The 15,602-nt window shown below is 43.0% G+C and carries 11 protein-coding genes; 8 read left to right on the top strand and 3 right to left on the bottom strand.

Translation table 11 applies throughout. The features are described from left to right. Positions 1-129 precede the first annotated feature (129 nt). The 3 genes from OQX61_RS00160 (at position 130) to OQX61_RS00150 (ending at position 4,021) form a co-directional block, all read left to right on the top strand. Positions 130-2,454, top strand: coding sequence for a beta-galactosidase (locus OQX61_RS00160; RefSeq protein ID WP_265839615.1), 2,325 nt, complete (start codon positions 130-132; stop codon positions 2,452-2,454). A 208-nt stretch (positions 2,455-2,662) separates the two neighbouring features. Further along, entirely contained in the window at positions 2,663-3,208 is a 546-nt protein-coding gene (locus OQX61_RS00155; protein WP_265839614.1) for an MCP four helix bundle domain-containing protein, read from the top strand. A 93-nt stretch (positions 3,209-3,301) separates the two neighbouring features. Beyond that, entirely contained in the window at positions 3,302-4,021 is a 720-nt protein-coding gene (locus OQX61_RS00150) for an SUMF1/EgtB/PvdO family nonheme iron enzyme (RefSeq protein WP_265839613.1), read from the top strand. Positions 4,022-4,142: 121 nt separating this feature from the next. Here OQX61_RS00150 and OQX61_RS00145 read toward each other — a convergent pair whose 3' ends face one another. Continuing rightward, positions 4,143-4,346 (bottom strand): hypothetical protein, encoded by a 204-nt coding sequence (locus tag OQX61_RS00145; RefSeq protein ID WP_265839612.1) that lies wholly within the window; start codon positions 4,344-4,346, stop codon positions 4,143-4,145. A 486-nt stretch (positions 4,347-4,832) separates the two neighbouring features. Here OQX61_RS00145 and OQX61_RS00140 point away from each other — a divergent pair, with 486 nt between their 5' ends. Genes OQX61_RS00140 through OQX61_RS00130 form a run of 3 tightly spaced genes read left to right on the top strand, consistent with a single transcriptional unit; the run spans position 4,833 to position 11,948 of the window. Further along, on the top strand, positions 4,833-7,907 hold the full coding sequence (locus OQX61_RS00140) for a TonB-dependent receptor (protein WP_265839611.1): 3,075 nt from the start codon (positions 4,833-4,835) through the stop codon (positions 7,905-7,907). Between the two features lie 20 nt (positions 7,908-7,927). Continuing rightward, entirely contained in the window at positions 7,928-9,265 is a 1,338-nt protein-coding gene (locus tag OQX61_RS00135) for a RagB/SusD family nutrient uptake outer membrane protein (RefSeq protein WP_265839610.1), read from the top strand. Between the two features lie 16 nt (positions 9,266-9,281). Next, positions 9,282-11,948, top strand: coding sequence for a M14 family zinc carboxypeptidase (locus OQX61_RS00130; protein ID WP_265839609.1), 2,667 nt, complete (start codon positions 9,282-9,284; stop codon positions 11,946-11,948). Between the two features lie 94 nt (positions 11,949-12,042). Here OQX61_RS00130 and OQX61_RS00125 read toward each other — a convergent pair whose 3' ends face one another. Continuing rightward, positions 12,043-12,825: a leucyl/phenylalanyl-tRNA--protein transferase gene (locus OQX61_RS00125; RefSeq protein ID WP_265839608.1), complete on the bottom strand. Its 783-nt coding sequence runs from the start codon at positions 12,823-12,825 to the stop codon at positions 12,043-12,045. Between the two features lie 302 nt (positions 12,826-13,127). On the opposite strand from OQX61_RS00125, the gene OQX61_RS00120 reads away from it, so the two are divergent. Next, positions 13,128-13,832: a hypothetical protein gene (locus OQX61_RS00120; RefSeq protein ID WP_265839607.1), complete on the top strand. Its 705-nt coding sequence runs from the start codon at positions 13,128-13,130 to the stop codon at positions 13,830-13,832. 12 nt (positions 13,833-13,844) lie between these two features. Here OQX61_RS00120 and OQX61_RS00115 read toward each other — a convergent pair whose 3' ends face one another. Next, the gene (locus tag OQX61_RS00115; protein WP_265839606.1) at positions 13,845-14,546 is read right to left on the bottom strand and encodes a LytTR family DNA-binding domain-containing protein; all 702 of its coding nucleotides are present in this window, start codon (positions 14,544-14,546) and stop codon (positions 13,845-13,847) included. 385 nt (positions 14,547-14,931) lie between these two features. On the opposite strand from OQX61_RS00115, the gene OQX61_RS00110 reads away from it, so the two are divergent. Next, complete coding sequence (locus tag OQX61_RS00110; protein WP_265839605.1) at positions 14,932-15,582, top strand: acetyltransferase; 651 nt, start codon at positions 14,932-14,934, stop codon at positions 15,580-15,582. The last annotated feature ends 20 nt before the right edge of the window (positions 15,583-15,602 follow it).

Here is a 15,602-nt window from a genome sequence, read left to right as displayed (position 1 = left end):
AATCTACTTTTAGTTATTCCATATTTTGATTTATAATTTGGCGGCGCAGTATTAAACCAGAGATAAGCGCTTCTCCGCGTATTTATTGGCACCAGATACCATGACGGATTTCGTTGATTATAAAGATAAATGAAAAAGCATTTTAAAAAACTATTTACACTCTCAGCAATACTGTGTCTTACCATCAGCCTGAAGGCACAACAAGCCCAAACCTTTGCTATAGGCACTGAACATTTTGAACTTAATGGGAAACCTTATGTGATTCGCTGTGGCGAAATGCATTTTGCCAGAATACCGAAAGCCGAGTGGCGTCAACGCTTAAAAATGGCAAAAGCAATGGGCTTAAATGCCGTGTGTGCGTATCTGTTCTGGAATATGCACGAGAACCAGCAAGATAAGTTCACCTGGACAGGTCAGGCAGATGCTAAGACCTTTTGTAAAATTGCTCAGGAAGAAGGTTTATATGTGATTTTAAGACCAGGTCCATATGCTTGCGCCGAATGGGACTTTGGCGGCTTCCCATGGTGGCTGTTAAAAGACAAATCTATTCAACTACGTACTCAACATCCTTATTATTTAGCAAGAAGCAAGAAATACCTGATGGAAGTTGGGAAAGAATTGGCGCCGCTACAAATCTCCAGAGGAGGTAACATCTTAATGGTGCAGGTAGAGAACGAATATGGCAGTTACGGAAGTGATAAAGCTTATATGAACATCATTAAAAACAATTTAATTGAAGCTGGATTCACCGTTCCCTTGTTCCATTGCGATGGACCTTCTCAATTGAAAGCCGACCACCCGGAAGGATTATTTGCCGTTGTAAATTTCGGTTCCGGACCTGAAGCGAATTTCAAAGCACTGAGGGAAATTCAACCAACAGGGCCATTAATGTGTGGGGAATATTATCCAGGCTGGTTTGATAGCTGGGGTAGGCCTCACCATAAAGGAGATACTAAGAGAATTGTGGCTGAGCTGAAATATATGTTAGATCAAAAGGCATCATTCAGTATTTATATGGCGCATGGAGGAACGACTTTTGGCACTTATTCCGGAGCAAATGATCCACCATATCTGCCGCAAACCAGCAGCTACGACTATGATGCACCGATCAATGAGGCAGGAAATACGACAGAAAAGTTCTATGAATTAAGAGCGTTGTTTGGCAAGTATTTGCAGGAAGGGGAGCAGTTGACTCCAATACCAGCTGAAAATAAAATACAAGCCTTAGCACCGGTTAAATTCACTGCTTTTGCAGGATTAAATCAAAATTTACCTAAGCCGGTTTTAAGTGATACCACCCTGTTTATGGAGGATCTAAATCAGGATTTTGGCTCGGTAATGTACACCTCAACACTTCCGGCGGGTGCCAAATCTATTTTACAGTTTAAAGATATCCACGATTATGCCATAGTTTATGTGGATGGTAAATTAATTGGCAGCTTAGATAGGCGTAAAGCAAAATTTAGCATTTCAATACCTGCAAGAGCTAAAGCTGTTCAATTAAAAGTATTGGTTGAGGCCACAGGAAGGGTAAATTATGCGGTGGGAATGCACGATAGAAAAGGTATTCATGGCAAGGTTTATCTGATTGATGACAATAACAACAAAACTGAAGTCCGCAATTGGAAAAACTATAGCTTAAGGATGGGGGATGTAACGATCCCGGTTAAATATGAGCCATATGCTGCACAGAAACCTCAGGCAGGTTTTTATAAAGGAAAGTTTACCGCAAACGAGCTACTGGATACCTATTTGGATTTAAGTAAATGGAATAAAGGTTTAGTATGGGTAAATGGTCAATGCCTGAGCCGTTTTTGGAGTATAGGTCCTACACAAACGATGTTAGTACCCGCTAGCTGGCTTAAAAAAGGAGTAAACGAAGTTGTTGTGTTTGACCTTTACGGTTCGGCAAAGCCGGAATTGACCTTCCTGGATCATCCCATACTGGATATGGTAAATGAACCTCAGCCTGAAAGACATAGAAAAGCTGAGCAGAAATGGAATGCTGCGGATTATAGGGTGACTGTTGAAGGTACATTTGAAAATACCGATAAATGGCAAATCGTGAAATTTAATCCTGAAAATGCCAGGTATTTTGCTTTGGAGGCCTTGTCAGAACAGCAAGGTCAGCAGTTCAGTTCGGTTGCAGAAATTGTGCTCCTGGATCAAAAAGGAATGGAAATTCCCCGTAATAATTGGAAAGTTGTTTATGCAGATAGTGAAGAGCTAAGCGGTGATGATGGAAATGCTGCAAATGTCTTTGATTTACAGTTAACCAGTTTCTGGCATACAGAATGGCAAAAGCCGACTAAAATGCCACACCAGATTGTGATTGATCTAGGAAAGGAATATTCCGTTTCGGGGATGAAACTCCTGCCAAGACAGGATGGGGCAAACGGAAGAATAAAAGATTATAAGCTGTATTTCTCTAAAGGGCCATTTAAAGCCTTGTAGTTACACAAGCAGCATCTCATAGCCCTGGTTAGGTTAGTTATAGGGCCACAGTTCAGCAATCTGGCTGTGGTTCCTATTAAAAACCACTCTTTTTCAGTTTTTATTCAGGCGTTCCAGGGTTAAAAATGAAAAACATTTGATCCCTGAATAATCTGCATAGTTTTTGTGGGTCTTATCATTTAGTTAAATCAATTTAATTGATAATGACATGAAAATAAAAACGAAATTGCGTCTTGCATTTGCAGTGTTGTTCGCAGTAGTGCTATCTTTCGGAGGAATCTCTCTATACTACATGAATAAGATAGCCTCAGGTTCAAAAAACATTTTAAAGGATAATTATGAAAGTTTGAACTACCTGGGTAAGATGAGAAAGGTACTTGACGAAAATGTATTGCCGCTTTCCAGTGTACCGGCCAGTCAATTTCGTCTTGAATTGGAGAAAGAAAGAAACAACATAACTGAAAAAGGGGAAAGAGAGGCTGTATTAGCACTTTCGCAAGCTTACGAAACAATAGTAGACCCAGCCAGCAATATTACCGCCAAACAGGAAGCACTGAATAAGGCACGGTTGCAGATAAGAATTATTGAAGAGTTGAATATGAATGCCGTCATCAGAAAAAACACGTTAGCACAGGAAGGTGTACAGAAAGCTGCAACCTATCTTGTACTGGCAGCTTCCTTTTGCTTTCTGCTATTATTTTCACTTGTGGTGAATCTCCCTGATTTGATTGCTAAATCTCAGGAGCCAGGATAGCTATTTTGTCGGATAAACTATACATAACTAAAGCAATTGTACGAAAGTAATAGGGCTGGGTGATGGCCGGCGGAAAATAATGTAAAAAAACACGTGATTAAGAACGAAATTAATACACCCGATAGCTCAATTATTAACGACCAAATGGTTGAAATCCCGGGTGGGAAAATCGAATTGAGGGATGATAGAATAAAGCAGAAATGGACCGTTGAAGTTCAACCTTTTTTGCTTGCAAAGTTCCCTGTAACACAAGAATTGTATTTTGAAATTACAAAAGAAACACCAGCTACTTTTGAAGGTAATGGGCTACCTGTTGAGACGGTTACCTGGAAAGATGCGGTTAGTTTTTGTAATGCCCTGTCGATGCTGGAAGGGCTAAACCCTTGCTATACGATTCAGGAGGAAAACGAAGAAATTACCTTTGATAGCACAGCAGATGGATTCCGGTTGCCGACGGAAACAGAATGGGAATATGCTTGTAAAGCAGGGACCACAGGAATCAGGTACGGAGAATTAAACAGTATTGCCTGGTTCAAGGATAATTCAGATCGGACCACGCATATGGTTGGACAGAAAGAACCAAATAATTGGGGGCTTTATGATATGTTGGGCAACGTATGGGAATGGTGTTCTGATATTTATGATGAAACTGTTTATGGTTCCTATAGGATTTTCAGAGGCGGTGGTTGGTGTGACGAAGAACGAAGTGTAATGGCCACTACCAGAAGAAGAAGTCATCCCCTAAAGTTTAAAATTGACGATCTTGGGTTTAGAATTGCAAGAAATAAGACTGATAAAGCAACGCCCCCTTAACATCGCTATCTCAGCGCCAGCCTTTCTGTGATCCCGCTGAGATTTTTGGCGGCCATATCGTCGTCGTCCAGATCAGTTTCCTGGTCGACTACGATATCTCCGGTAGCAATTCCTGATCATCCTACAAAAGCTCATTTTCGGTATCCGGAATTACAGTTTCGATTTCAGGACGTTCTGATTTGTTATGCCTTTCCTTGCCCTGATCATTTGGCAAACCCTCTTTTTCGGAGTCTGGACTTACCGTCTCAATCTGTGCACCAGGATCATCAGCGGGTTTTGGATGTGATTTCTCATTTCGGGTATCACCATTGTTTAAATTTTCCATGTTTATTCATTCTAGTCAAAGATTAAACAGTTATTACCCCCTGCAGGTTTGTGTTTTAAAAAAAATACTAATACTTCGTTGCGTAAAATATCTTTCCATGCCAGCCAATTTCCGCAGTTTAGGGTAGGGGTTTGATACAAATATTAAATAAAGTCTAGTAATTTGGTAGTTTATTTGGAGAAGCAAAATTATTGCCTTAGGTTTATCCTATTAAATTAGTAGACTTTATAAAACATAAGCATGAAACACTCTTTATTCTCCAGCGGTTTTCCTAAAAAAGCAGACCATCATTCCGGTTATCTGAAACACCTATACGGCTCATCGCTTCCTCCAGTATGTTGCTGCCTTTTTTGTAATAGCATCGGCTGTTAACACCCACCAAAATCCCCTGCGGATTTAAATCCAATACTCAATTAACTGTTTCCTGACTGCCACCAAGAGGGGCTGATGGAAGTGCTTTGTCTGAAATTTCCTAAACAACAACAAATGAAAAATCTTTATAAAAAAGGGTTTTACCTGTTTCTGTGCATTGTCTGGTCTTCCATAGCCAGCGCACAACAGGTAAGCCCGACTATCAAATCGCATCTCAACGGTATCGTACTGGATGCTGGTACCAATCAGCCTCTGCCTGGTGCGGTAGTTAAAATCAGGGGAACTACACATACAGTATCAACAGATTCCGATGGTAAATTCAGCTTTGTGACCGGCCAGAGTTTTCCTTATACGCTGCTGGTTAGCTTCATTGGCTACGACCAAAAGGAAGTGACTGTTAACGGTAGTCCTGTGACGATCAGATTGCAGGAAACACTGAACCAATTAAACGATGTAGTAGTCACCGGTTACAGTACCCAGGAGCGAAAATATATTGCCGGTTCCATCAGCAGTATCAGTGGTTCGGTAGTGCAGAACCAGCCCTCAGGTGGTTTCAACCAGCTGCTACAGGGGAAAGCCACCGGCGTACAGGTAACGACGAACTCCGGCGTGCCGGGAGGAGGGATCACCTTCCGTGTGCGTGGAAACAACTCGATCAACGCCTCTGTGGATCCCTTGTATATTATCGATGGTGTATTTGTAAATAATAGTGATCCGATTACGGCTGGACTGGGAAATCAGGCTGCATCTAATCCCATGGCCGATCTGAATCCTGCCGATATTGAGGATATCCAGATTCTGAAAGATGCAAACGCAACGGCGATATATGGATCGCTCGGGGCAAACGGGGTAGTCATCGTGACAACCAAACGGGGAAAAAGGAATACCAAAGCAGCCATCAACCTGAGCACTTTCCAGGGATGGTCTACTGCCGTAGATCAATTTAAAGTGGCTACTGGCCCTGAAGTGGCCTTGCTGACTAATGAATCAAGGGTCAATACCGCCATTGATAATGGCCTGAATCCTTCAACGGTGGTGCTTCCTTTCCCGGATCCATCAGCTCAGCAGACCTACGACAGGATCAGCAGTCTGTTCCGTACCGCCAGAACATCCAATTATGAGCTCTCCACACTGGGAGGGACTGATAGGAGTACCTACTACATTGGTTTAGGCTACCTGAGCCAGGAGTCTATTGTGAAGCCCTCGGATTATAAACGGTACTCGGGCAGATTTAACTACGATAACTACTTGACGGATAGACTGAAGGTGGGTACCAGCATCAATTTTATACGTTCTGACAGAAACCTGAGCGGTAGCGATAACAATCCCACAGGAGTGATCAACTCCGCACTTTTCCCAAGGTCTTATCTGCCGGTTTACAATGCCGATGGCACTTATGCACGGTACGGAAGTTTTGACAACCACCTCGCTTTGATCAACAACCTGGATAGTAAGGCCCTGGGATGGAGGACAATCGGCAATATCTTTGGAGAGTATACCTTCCTTCCCGGACTAAAACTGCGCAGCAGCTGGAGTATTGACAATACCAGCGAGTATGACAATAGTTATTCAAATACGCTCATCAGTGCAGGTATCGCCAGCAATGGTTCGGCCTCTTCTACAGAGAACAAAGCATTGGTACTCACCAATGAACAGGTATTGAGTTTTGTGAAAAACCTGGGCGAGGGCAGGAAGCATAATGTCAATGCGCTTATCGGGAATACCATCAATACGGTATTGAACCAGTCCACATCCGCCTCCGGAACAGGCTTCGCCGCAAACAGCCTCAAATCGGTTTCAGTGGCTGCTACACGCTCCGGTACGGCATCGAGTGCTGAAACAAAGCTGTTGTCTTTCTTTGGGAAGGCCAGTTATACCTATGACGGAAAGTATACCATCGATGGAAGTATCCGCGCAGATGGTTCTTCGAAATTCGGAACGAATAAGCGTTGGGGCTATTTCCCTTCAGGAGGACTGGCATGGCGCCTGAGCCAGGAAGATTTCATCAAAAACCTTAACATTTTTGATGAACTGAAACTGCGGGCCAGTCTGGGGCTTTCCGGTAACCAGAACGGTATAGGGGCCTATGCAGCACAGGGACTATGGTCTTCGGGAGCCAATTACCTCGAACAGCCAGGCATTGCGCCTACACAGCTCATCAATCCCGACCTGACCTGGGAAACCACAAGGCAGTTTAATGTTGGGACAGAGTTTACTATTCTGAAGAAACGTCTGCAAATTGTGGCGGACTATTACAATAAATATACATACGACCTGTTGCTGAATGTTCCCGTGCCTTACCGCTCTGGATTCTCTTCCTATTTGCAGAACTACGGTGCAGTAAGGAACAAGGGATTTGAACTAGGCATTAACTCCACCAATATTCAGACGGATGCTTTTCAGTGGACCACGAATTTTAATATCTCCTTTAACAACAATAAGATTGAGAAACTGGCCTCGGATATCAGTTTAGGTGCCTCAGGAAGGAATATCTCTATCTTAAGGCAAGGTTACGCTGTCAACTCCTTCCAGTTATACAAACAGTTGTATGTAGATCCGCAAACAGGAAATGCCGTCTATGAGGATGTGAATAAAGACGGACAGATTACCTCGGCAGACCGCCAGATTGTGGGCAATGCATTGCCAAAATATACAGGTGGACTAACAAATAGCTTTAGCTATAAGGGAATAGATTTTAGCTTTTTCTTTTACTTCCAGCAGGGCAACAAGATCATGAATATGAACGATTTCTTTATGGTGCATGGCGGAACCCAGGCGAATATAGGTTTCCTGCCACGCCAACTGGAGAGATGGCAGCAACCAGGCGACATCACCGATATTCCGCGACTGACTACCTATAGCGGAAACCCTACAGAAAACGGCGGTGCAGCAAACAACTATGGTGGAAATGTTGCCAGCCTTTCTTCCCGATACCTGGAAGACGGATCTTTCATCAGACTGAAAACACTAACGCTCGGATACACCCTTCCCAGGAATGTACTGACGAGGGTAGGTGTAAGTAAACTTCGTGTTTATCTGCAGGGAACCAACCTGCTGACCTTCACCAGATATGGTGGTCTTGATCCGGAAGTAAGCTCCCAGTCCAATAACCAGAATACCGTGGGCTACGACTGGGCAACTGTGCCTCAGCCAGGGACCATCCAGATTGGCGCAAACGTAACCTTTTAATGACCTTAAAACAGAAAAAAATGAACACATCATATCTCAGAAACGCAGTGCTTATAGCTTTTGTCCTGCTCTCCGTTTCCTGCAAAAAATACCTGGAGGAAGTGCCGGATTATGCACTGCCCACAGGAAGTGCTATCACTGATGCAAGTACCGCCCGTGCGGCAATTATAGGTACATACGACAGGGTGCAAAATTACTACGCATCAGCCTACCCAACACTGGGAACCATCACTACAGACAACGTAATCTTTAACGGAACGCTGAGCGAATACTTGCAGCTGGACCAGAATGCCATACCTACGGACAACGTAATCACGGTTTCGGCCTATCAGAGTATCTACAGAACGATCAATTCTGCCAACAGCGTAATTACCTATGTGCCTCTGGTAAATGATCCCTTGCTGACGGATGCGGAGAAAAACAAAATCTTAGGGGAAGCCTATTTTATCCGCGCACTGTCTTACTTTGATTTGGGCAGAGGATGGGGTGGGGTACAGCTTCAGCTGAAGCCAACCACAAACCTGAGTGTGCTGAAAGGGATCAAACGCAGTACGCTCGATCAGACTTATGACCAGGTACTGGCAGATCTGACCCGGGCCGAGCAGTTGTTGCCAGAGGATGCCACGACGAGAAACCGCGCCCAGAAAAGTGCTGCAAGGGCTTTACGTGCAAGACTGCACCTGTACAGAAAACAGTGGGCAGATGCAGAAACGTATGCTACTCAAGTGATCAACAATACGAAATATACGCTGCTGAAACCCTATAAGTCCTTTTTTACCGCACCTTTTCTAACCAGGGAGTCCGTTTTGGAGCTGAGCTATTCTGCTAATGACAGGAATAGTTATTGGAATCTGTGGTATCCTAGTTCGTCCGGAGGACAATTTACACTGAAGCCTTCGGATGCGCTGATTGCCAAACTGAACAATCCAGCGATTGGCGGCAGCAGAAATACACTGATTGCCGGCACGGGAGCGACAGTTTATGGCGTGCTCTATAACACCGTTGGGATCAGCACCGATCCATCGTACCTGATCCGCATTGCAGAGCTTTACCTGATCCGTGCAGAGGCAAGGGCGCAACAGAACAAGCTGACTGATGCTGCGGAAGATCTGAATGCCATCAGGGCAAGAGCTGATGTTGCGGTAACCACAGCAGTTACTCAGGCAGCATTGATACAGGCGATTGAGGACGAGAACGGTATCGAGTTTGCCTTTGAAGCACACCGTTGGTTTGACCTGGTCAGGACCGAACGTGCAGGAGCGGTATTGGGTATTACCAACAGGAACTTCTGGTTATTCCCAATCCCTTATTCGGATATACAGTCAGATCCCGATGTGACACAGAACCCGGGTTATTAATCTATAACATAAAGACATGAAATTTTTCTTCCATACTATAAAAATACTGACCGTACTCAGTTTGATCAGTATTCAGCCCTCAACAGCGCAGAACAATTACTTCTTTCCGAAGGCGACCTCACTGGATGCCAGGATCCCTACACCCGAACAGTTTCTGGGTTATCCCATCGGCAGTTATTTTACCCGGCATGAACAGGTGCTGGCCTATTTCCGCGAGCTGGAAAAGGTATCAGACCGGGTGCACGTAGAAAGCCTGGGGAAAACCTATGAACAGCGGGAGCAGATTATCGTGACCATCACCGCGCCCTCCAACTATGCGAAACTGGAACAGATCAGACAGGAACACCTGAATCAGGTAGATCCTTCGAAAGCTCCGCTGAGTAATGCTGCCCCGGTGATTATCCACCTGGGATACGGGGTACACGGGAATGAAACCTCAAGTACAGAAACGAGTTTGCTTACGGCTTACTATCTGGCGGCAAGCAATGATGCGGAGACACAGAAATGGCTGACAGCTTCGGTGATATTTATTGATCCCTCGCTCAATCCTGATGGCAGGGACAGGGCGGCGAACTGGCACAATGCCTACCATTCTTTTCCTGCCGTGGGCGATCCCCTGGACAAAGCGCATCAGGAGGCATGGCCAAATGGGAGGAGCAACCATTATTTTACCGATCTGAACCGCGACTGGCTCAATCTGGTACAGGTAGAAAGTCGCAATCGTCTGGTTTTCTTCCATAAATGGTATCCGAATGTGCAGATAGATTTTCATGAGCAGGGAACCAATGCAACCTATTATTTTGAGCCCACGCCGAAGAGCCATGAGAGCCCGGTCATCCCGCAGTTTTTGTATGATTTTCAGGTGACCCTGGCGAAATACCATGCAAAGGCACTGGATGATATTGGTTCGCTTTATTTTACCAAAGAGAATTATGATAACCTGTCGCCGATTTATGGTTCTACCTATCCCAAGTTTTTTGGTTCGGTGGCTGCAACTTTTGAACAGGCGGGTTCAAGAGGAATATTGCAGGAATCGGCCAATGGACCGCTGACCTTTGCCTTTACAATCCGCAACCATCTGGCAACAAGTATCTCTACCATCAGGGGGGCTGTGGAGGAGAAATCAGGTCTTTTTAAAGTACAGAAAGATTTCTTCAAATACGCGCTGGAGCAGGGGAAAAAGAATCCGGCCAAAGCATTTGTGTTTGGCGATAACAATGATGTGAACCTGACGCAGAAGTTCCTCGGACTGCTGTTGCAACACCATGTGGAGGTCTATGAGCTTGGCGAAAAGATCATTCAGGACGGTAAAACCTTTGATAAAGGAAAGGCCTACCTGGTTCCAGCCGCCCAGCCGAACTTTTTAATTGTTCACTCTATCTTTGAGGAAAATACGCTGAAGGATAGTATCTTTTATGACAATACCGGATGGAGTATTATTCAGGCATACGGGCTGAAATATGCCAAAGTCAAGGGCGCTTTTTCAAAGGCTGCGGCAGTGAAAAATGTAGCTGCCGAAACGGGCAGGCTAGCTGGCGAACGTTCTTCTTATGCCTATCTGATCAATTCGGGCGATTATAACTTTACAAAAGCACTTTATCAGCTGCAGTTGAAGAACGTTTTAGTTAAAACTGCATTTAAGTCCTTCGCAGTAAATGTTGGCTCAGTAAAAAGCGCCTACCTCCCCGGATCCCTGGTTATTCCGGTAGTGGGGCAGACACTTTCCCGGGATTCCTTGTATTCGGTGTTGAAAACTGTAGCCCGTTCCGCCAATGTAGCTATTACCCCGGTTTCTACAGGCTTTAGTGCCGAAGGTATAGATTTGGGAAGCAGCAATATCAAGTCGCTGCGAAAACCTGAGGTGGTCCTGGCTTTTGGTCAGGGAGTGACCTCTTCGGAGGCGGGACAGGTTTGGTTTCTATTGAACCAGCAACTGAACCTGCCGGTAACCAAGCTGGATCTGCAAAGTTTTGCCAGGGCACCACTGAACCGCTACAATGTATTGGTACTACCAGGCGGGAATTATAGCGAATGGGACAAACCGACAATCGATAAGATCAAAAACTGGGTGACCGATGGCGGGACACTGATCACCTTCCAGACGGCAACGGCCTGGGCGGTAAACCAGGGTATCGTAAAGGAGAAGCTTTCGGAAACCGATAATTTCTCCGGAAGGGGAGACATACCAGCCAGGTCAGCAGTTGCGGTACCAAAAACTGCTGAGCCTGATAAGGATCATTCCAAAAGCGCAGGAGCAGAGTTGGTTGTTAAACCCGTTAAAGAAAGACTGGATTATGCAAGACAGGAAGATGTAGAAGGTTCGAAAAGGATCAATGGAGCAATTTTTTTGGCCGACCTCGATATTACCCATCCGATTGCCTTCGGGGTAACTTCACGTAAGCTGTTTATCAATAAAAATGGCCCTACATTATTGTTGCCGTGTGAGAACAAGTATTCAACCGTAGCGGAGTATGCAGCAAAGCCCTTCGTGAATGGTTATTCTTCTAAAGCCAATATCGCAAAAGTAGCTGGTTCTGCGGCAATTATCGCCACAGGGCTTGGTAGTGGAGAGGTGATCCTCTTTGCCGATGATCCTACTTACAGGGGCTACTGGCTGGGGACGGGACGGCTGTTCCTAAACGCCATATTCTTCGGCAACTTATTAAACGGCGGATATAGATAACGCGATGAGTAGCATCAGCTCCGTAAGCATAAATTGTTTGGCATACGGAGCGATGTTATCCTTATCAGGAATCGGGCTTAGCCCGATGAGTTTGCTACAGTACAAGTTCAGGCACCCTGGAAGTAAAGGTAACGGGTGCTGTAATCGCAGGTATCAGCTCCTGTCTGAAATCATTCTTTGTGACATTAATCGCTCCAAATTGAGCAAACCAGCTATCCGCATCTCCGGTAATGTGCAGCTTAAATCCATCTTCCTTAAGCTTGGTTAATAAATAACAAAAAGCAACTTTACTCGCATTATCAACCGTTCTAAAGAGGCTTAAAGTTATAAAATAACCATTTAAAGCAACTCCCAAAACACCACCTACAAGCTCCCCGTTTTGATAGGTTTCCACACTATGGGCTATCCCCATTTTATGAAGTTCTAACATCACCTTCATATATTCAGTGGATATCCATGTGGTTGTTTTCTCCCCCCTCGGCTTCGAACAATTTATGATGGTTTGTTCAAAATTAGCATTCACCTTTATTTCAAATCGTTTATCTGACTCCTGTAGCCTGTCTTTTTTTAAGCAACGTAATAAATCATTTCTTATTTTAAAATCAGCAACGGGTATAATTGCCCGGGGATCGGGGTCATGCCATATAAAGATCTTATTATTATCTACCTTAGGCATAGGGAAAGTACCTTGTAAATACCCCTGTATCATCATATACGGGGTTAACTCAACCTGTGCATAGGACCAGAATAAAGCATCTTCATGACCTCCGGATACCTTTATCAGCCCCGAATGAAGTATTTGTTGAAGTAATCTTTTTGAGGGACCTTTAAATCTTGTAGGGACTATAGATGATACTACTTTTGGCAAAAAACCCATATCTCATGATATTTTAACAAAATGAACAAAAAAAACTTTCCTTAAATTTAGCCAATTGTTGTTTAAAAATCTAACCGCTAAAAAATAATTCTCTTAATCATAAAACAGCCAGGGTCAGAATTGGTTTCGCGTTACAGGTTTTTCAATTCGCAGACCAACCATCTTGCTGAAGCGATTGCTGATGGGAATACCGTAAGCAATAATGCAGACTGAAGGAGGAACTTATAATATGACATTTGGGGCATGTAATTTTTTTTGTTTTTAGCTAGTTTTGTCCGCGCTATTATTAAAACAAACTCATAATGAAATACATCAGTCTATTTATATTGCTCCTCACTTTTAACACAGCCTATAGTCAGCATAGCCATTATCCTGACAAGCCCAATACTCATGGAATGTTATTGATGGGAAAAGAGACTGTATATGCGGAACACCTTCCTATGTTCCATACTCCGCATGATTATCAGATTATCCTTGAACTTGAGTTTTCAAAAGAGGATATAGAAATGTATCGCAAAGATCGTGTAGCGCATCCCAAAGAACTGGTGTATACTATTGAACCTGAAACCTTTGTTTTGCCACAAATGGTTAATCATACTAAAGTGTTTAAAGCCAATGTATACAGGGGGCATTTTGAAAGGGGAGGTGTGAAATTTTTGGACACGATCACTGTCAAAATTAAGAAGATTGTTTATTACAAGCAGTTTGATAAAAATGAACAGAGACCGGAGCATCTTAAATACATTTTGTTCGGGAATAAGAAAGAGCAATTTTTGAGTCATCTGATTAGCAAAAAGCCTGATTTTAATGAGGTATTGGCCGTTCAGTTATCAAATTGGAAAATGATTCCTTCAAATGAATCTTATCAGCTGATTGTCTTTGGAGAAAAAGAAAGCCGTAAACCTTTTTCATGGAAGAAGTCAGATGCGCTGATTTTAGGAACAGACCAGCAGGCGGTATTTAAAAAGCACAAGCAGTTGTATTTAGAATTGGGTGATTTGGATTAAGATAACCATAGTTTAAGCGTTTTTTATCCAGGATTTCACCTGTGCTGCGTAACTTTCGCCAATGGGCAGTATAGCCTCAATTAGGTGGATCTTTTTATGTTGTACAGCTTTTACAGCTGCAATAGACACAATATAGCTCCGGTGAATTCTTTTAAACTGTTCATCCGGAAGTAATCCCATCATCCTTTTTAAGGTCATTAGTGTAAGTACGGTTTTTTTCGTTTTAAGGTGAATTTTGATATAGTCTTCCATGCTTTCAATGTATTCAACTTCATGGAATACAATTTTGATCATCTGATAGGCGGAATGGACATAAATAAAAGCTTCATTCTGCTCTGGAGGGGGACTCATTTTATATTTTTTGACCTCGATTGCCTTGTCCAGTGCTTTAGAGAATCTATCGTAATCTATTGGCTTTAATAAGTAATCTACGGCTTCCAGCTCGAAACCATCAAATGCGAACTGCTTAAAAGCGGTCGTGAAAATGAGCATAGGTTTACTTTTTAGCGCTTTAGCCAGGTCAATTCCAGAAATATCCGGCATGTTGATATCCATGAATATTAAATCTACCTGAGCTGTAGATAAATACTCAGCACCAGAAATGGCATCTTCAAACGTATGGATGAGTTGGACATCAGGTCGACGTCCGATATAGGTATGGATCAGTTCCAGTGCCAAAGGCTCGTCATCAATAGCGATACATTTTAAAAGCATGCAATTAGTTTAGGGTATTAAATATATAAATAAACAAGGATACCAGCAGGAGGCTGAGGATGAAAAGTTTAAAGAATAAAAACGGTTTGAGATTTTATCGATACAAAAGTCCTGTTTATCGGGACACCTCCTGATAAATTCTACAGTTTTAACACTTTTGACTATACATCCCTGTAAAAATAGTCATATGGAAGGAAGAGGTGTGGTAGGAAGTGGGGGGCTTTCCTACCACACATTTTAACTTCTCATGTTTAACGTTTTCAATTTCTGAATGATTAAATAATAAACGGGTTATTTCACGCATAATTAGTTGTTATTTTTTATTCTATTGAAATGGTAAATCAACAATGGTATAATTTTTAATGGATGCTTTATTAATTCAATTATGTTAATCGTAGGGGCTAAAGGATTTGCAAAAGATATTCTGGAAATTCTTCAACAGAATAATGAACTAAATCAACTGGTTTTTTATGATGATTTAAATTCAGATATTGAAGATGAATTATTTGGAGAGTTCCCAATCATAAAAACCAATGAGGAGGCTGAGGAATACTTTTCAAACGTTGATGCCAGATTTTCAATTGGTATCGGAAACCCCAATTTAAGGTGTGATATGTACCACAAGTTTACCTCGTTAGGTGGTTTATTACATTCTACCATCAGTCCGAAAGCAGACATTGGTCACTATGATGTGAAAATAGGGCAGGGCTGCAATATTCTGTCCGGTGTAAGGATTTCTAATAGTGTAGAAATCGGGATGGGAACCATGATTTACTATAATTCCATCATAAACCATGATGTGGTGATTGGGAAGTTTGTTGAAATATCTCCTGGTGCTATGGTTTTGGGAAAGTGTAAAATAGGTAATTTCACCCATATCGGATCAGGAGCAATAATATTACCCGGGGTGATTATTGGTAAATATGTGAAAATCGCGGCGGGAGCAGTTGTCACTCACAATATGCCAGACCACGTCATGACTGCCGGGGTTCCGGCAATTATAAAGAAAACAAACTATTATAATCAGCTTAAATAATTCGTTATCTAATTCAAGGT

Source organism: Pedobacter sp. PLR (assembly GCF_026239675.1).
Classification (GTDB): domain Bacteria; phylum Bacteroidota; class Bacteroidia; order Sphingobacteriales; family Sphingobacteriaceae; genus Pedobacter.
This window is presented reverse-complemented; position numbering and strand designations above follow the sequence as displayed.

Excerpts from the sequence above, each read along its gene's own strand:
- OQX61_RS00125 (WP_265839608.1), bottom strand. The coding sequence starts at position 12,825 with ATGGGTTTTTTGCCAAAAGTAGTATCATCTATAGTCCCTACAAGATTT.
- OQX61_RS00130 (WP_265839609.1), top strand. The coding sequence starts at position 9,282 with ATGAAATTTTTCTTCCATACTATAAAAATACTGACCGTACTCAGTTTG.
- OQX61_RS00140 (WP_265839611.1), top strand. The coding sequence starts at position 4,833 with ATGAAAAATCTTTATAAAAAAGGGTTTTACCTGTTTCTGTGCATTGTC.
- OQX61_RS00110 (WP_265839605.1), top strand. The coding sequence starts at position 14,932 with ATGTTAATCGTAGGGGCTAAAGGATTTGCAAAAGATATTCTGGAAATT.
- OQX61_RS00120 (WP_265839607.1), top strand. The coding sequence starts at position 13,128 with ATGAAATACATCAGTCTATTTATATTGCTCCTCACTTTTAACACAGCC.
- OQX61_RS00135 (WP_265839610.1), top strand. The coding sequence starts at position 7,928 with ATGAACACATCATATCTCAGAAACGCAGTGCTTATAGCTTTTGTCCTG.
- OQX61_RS00115 (WP_265839606.1), bottom strand. The coding sequence starts at position 14,546 with ATGCTTTTAAAATGTATCGCTATTGATGACGAGCCTTTGGCACTGGAA.
- OQX61_RS00160 (WP_265839615.1), top strand. The coding sequence starts at position 130 with ATGAAAAAGCATTTTAAAAAACTATTTACACTCTCAGCAATACTGTGT.
- OQX61_RS00155 (WP_265839614.1), top strand. The coding sequence starts at position 2,663 with ATGAAAATAAAAACGAAATTGCGTCTTGCATTTGCAGTGTTGTTCGCA.
- OQX61_RS00145 (WP_265839612.1), bottom strand. The coding sequence starts at position 4,346 with ATGGAAAATTTAAACAATGGTGATACCCGAAATGAGAAATCACATCCA.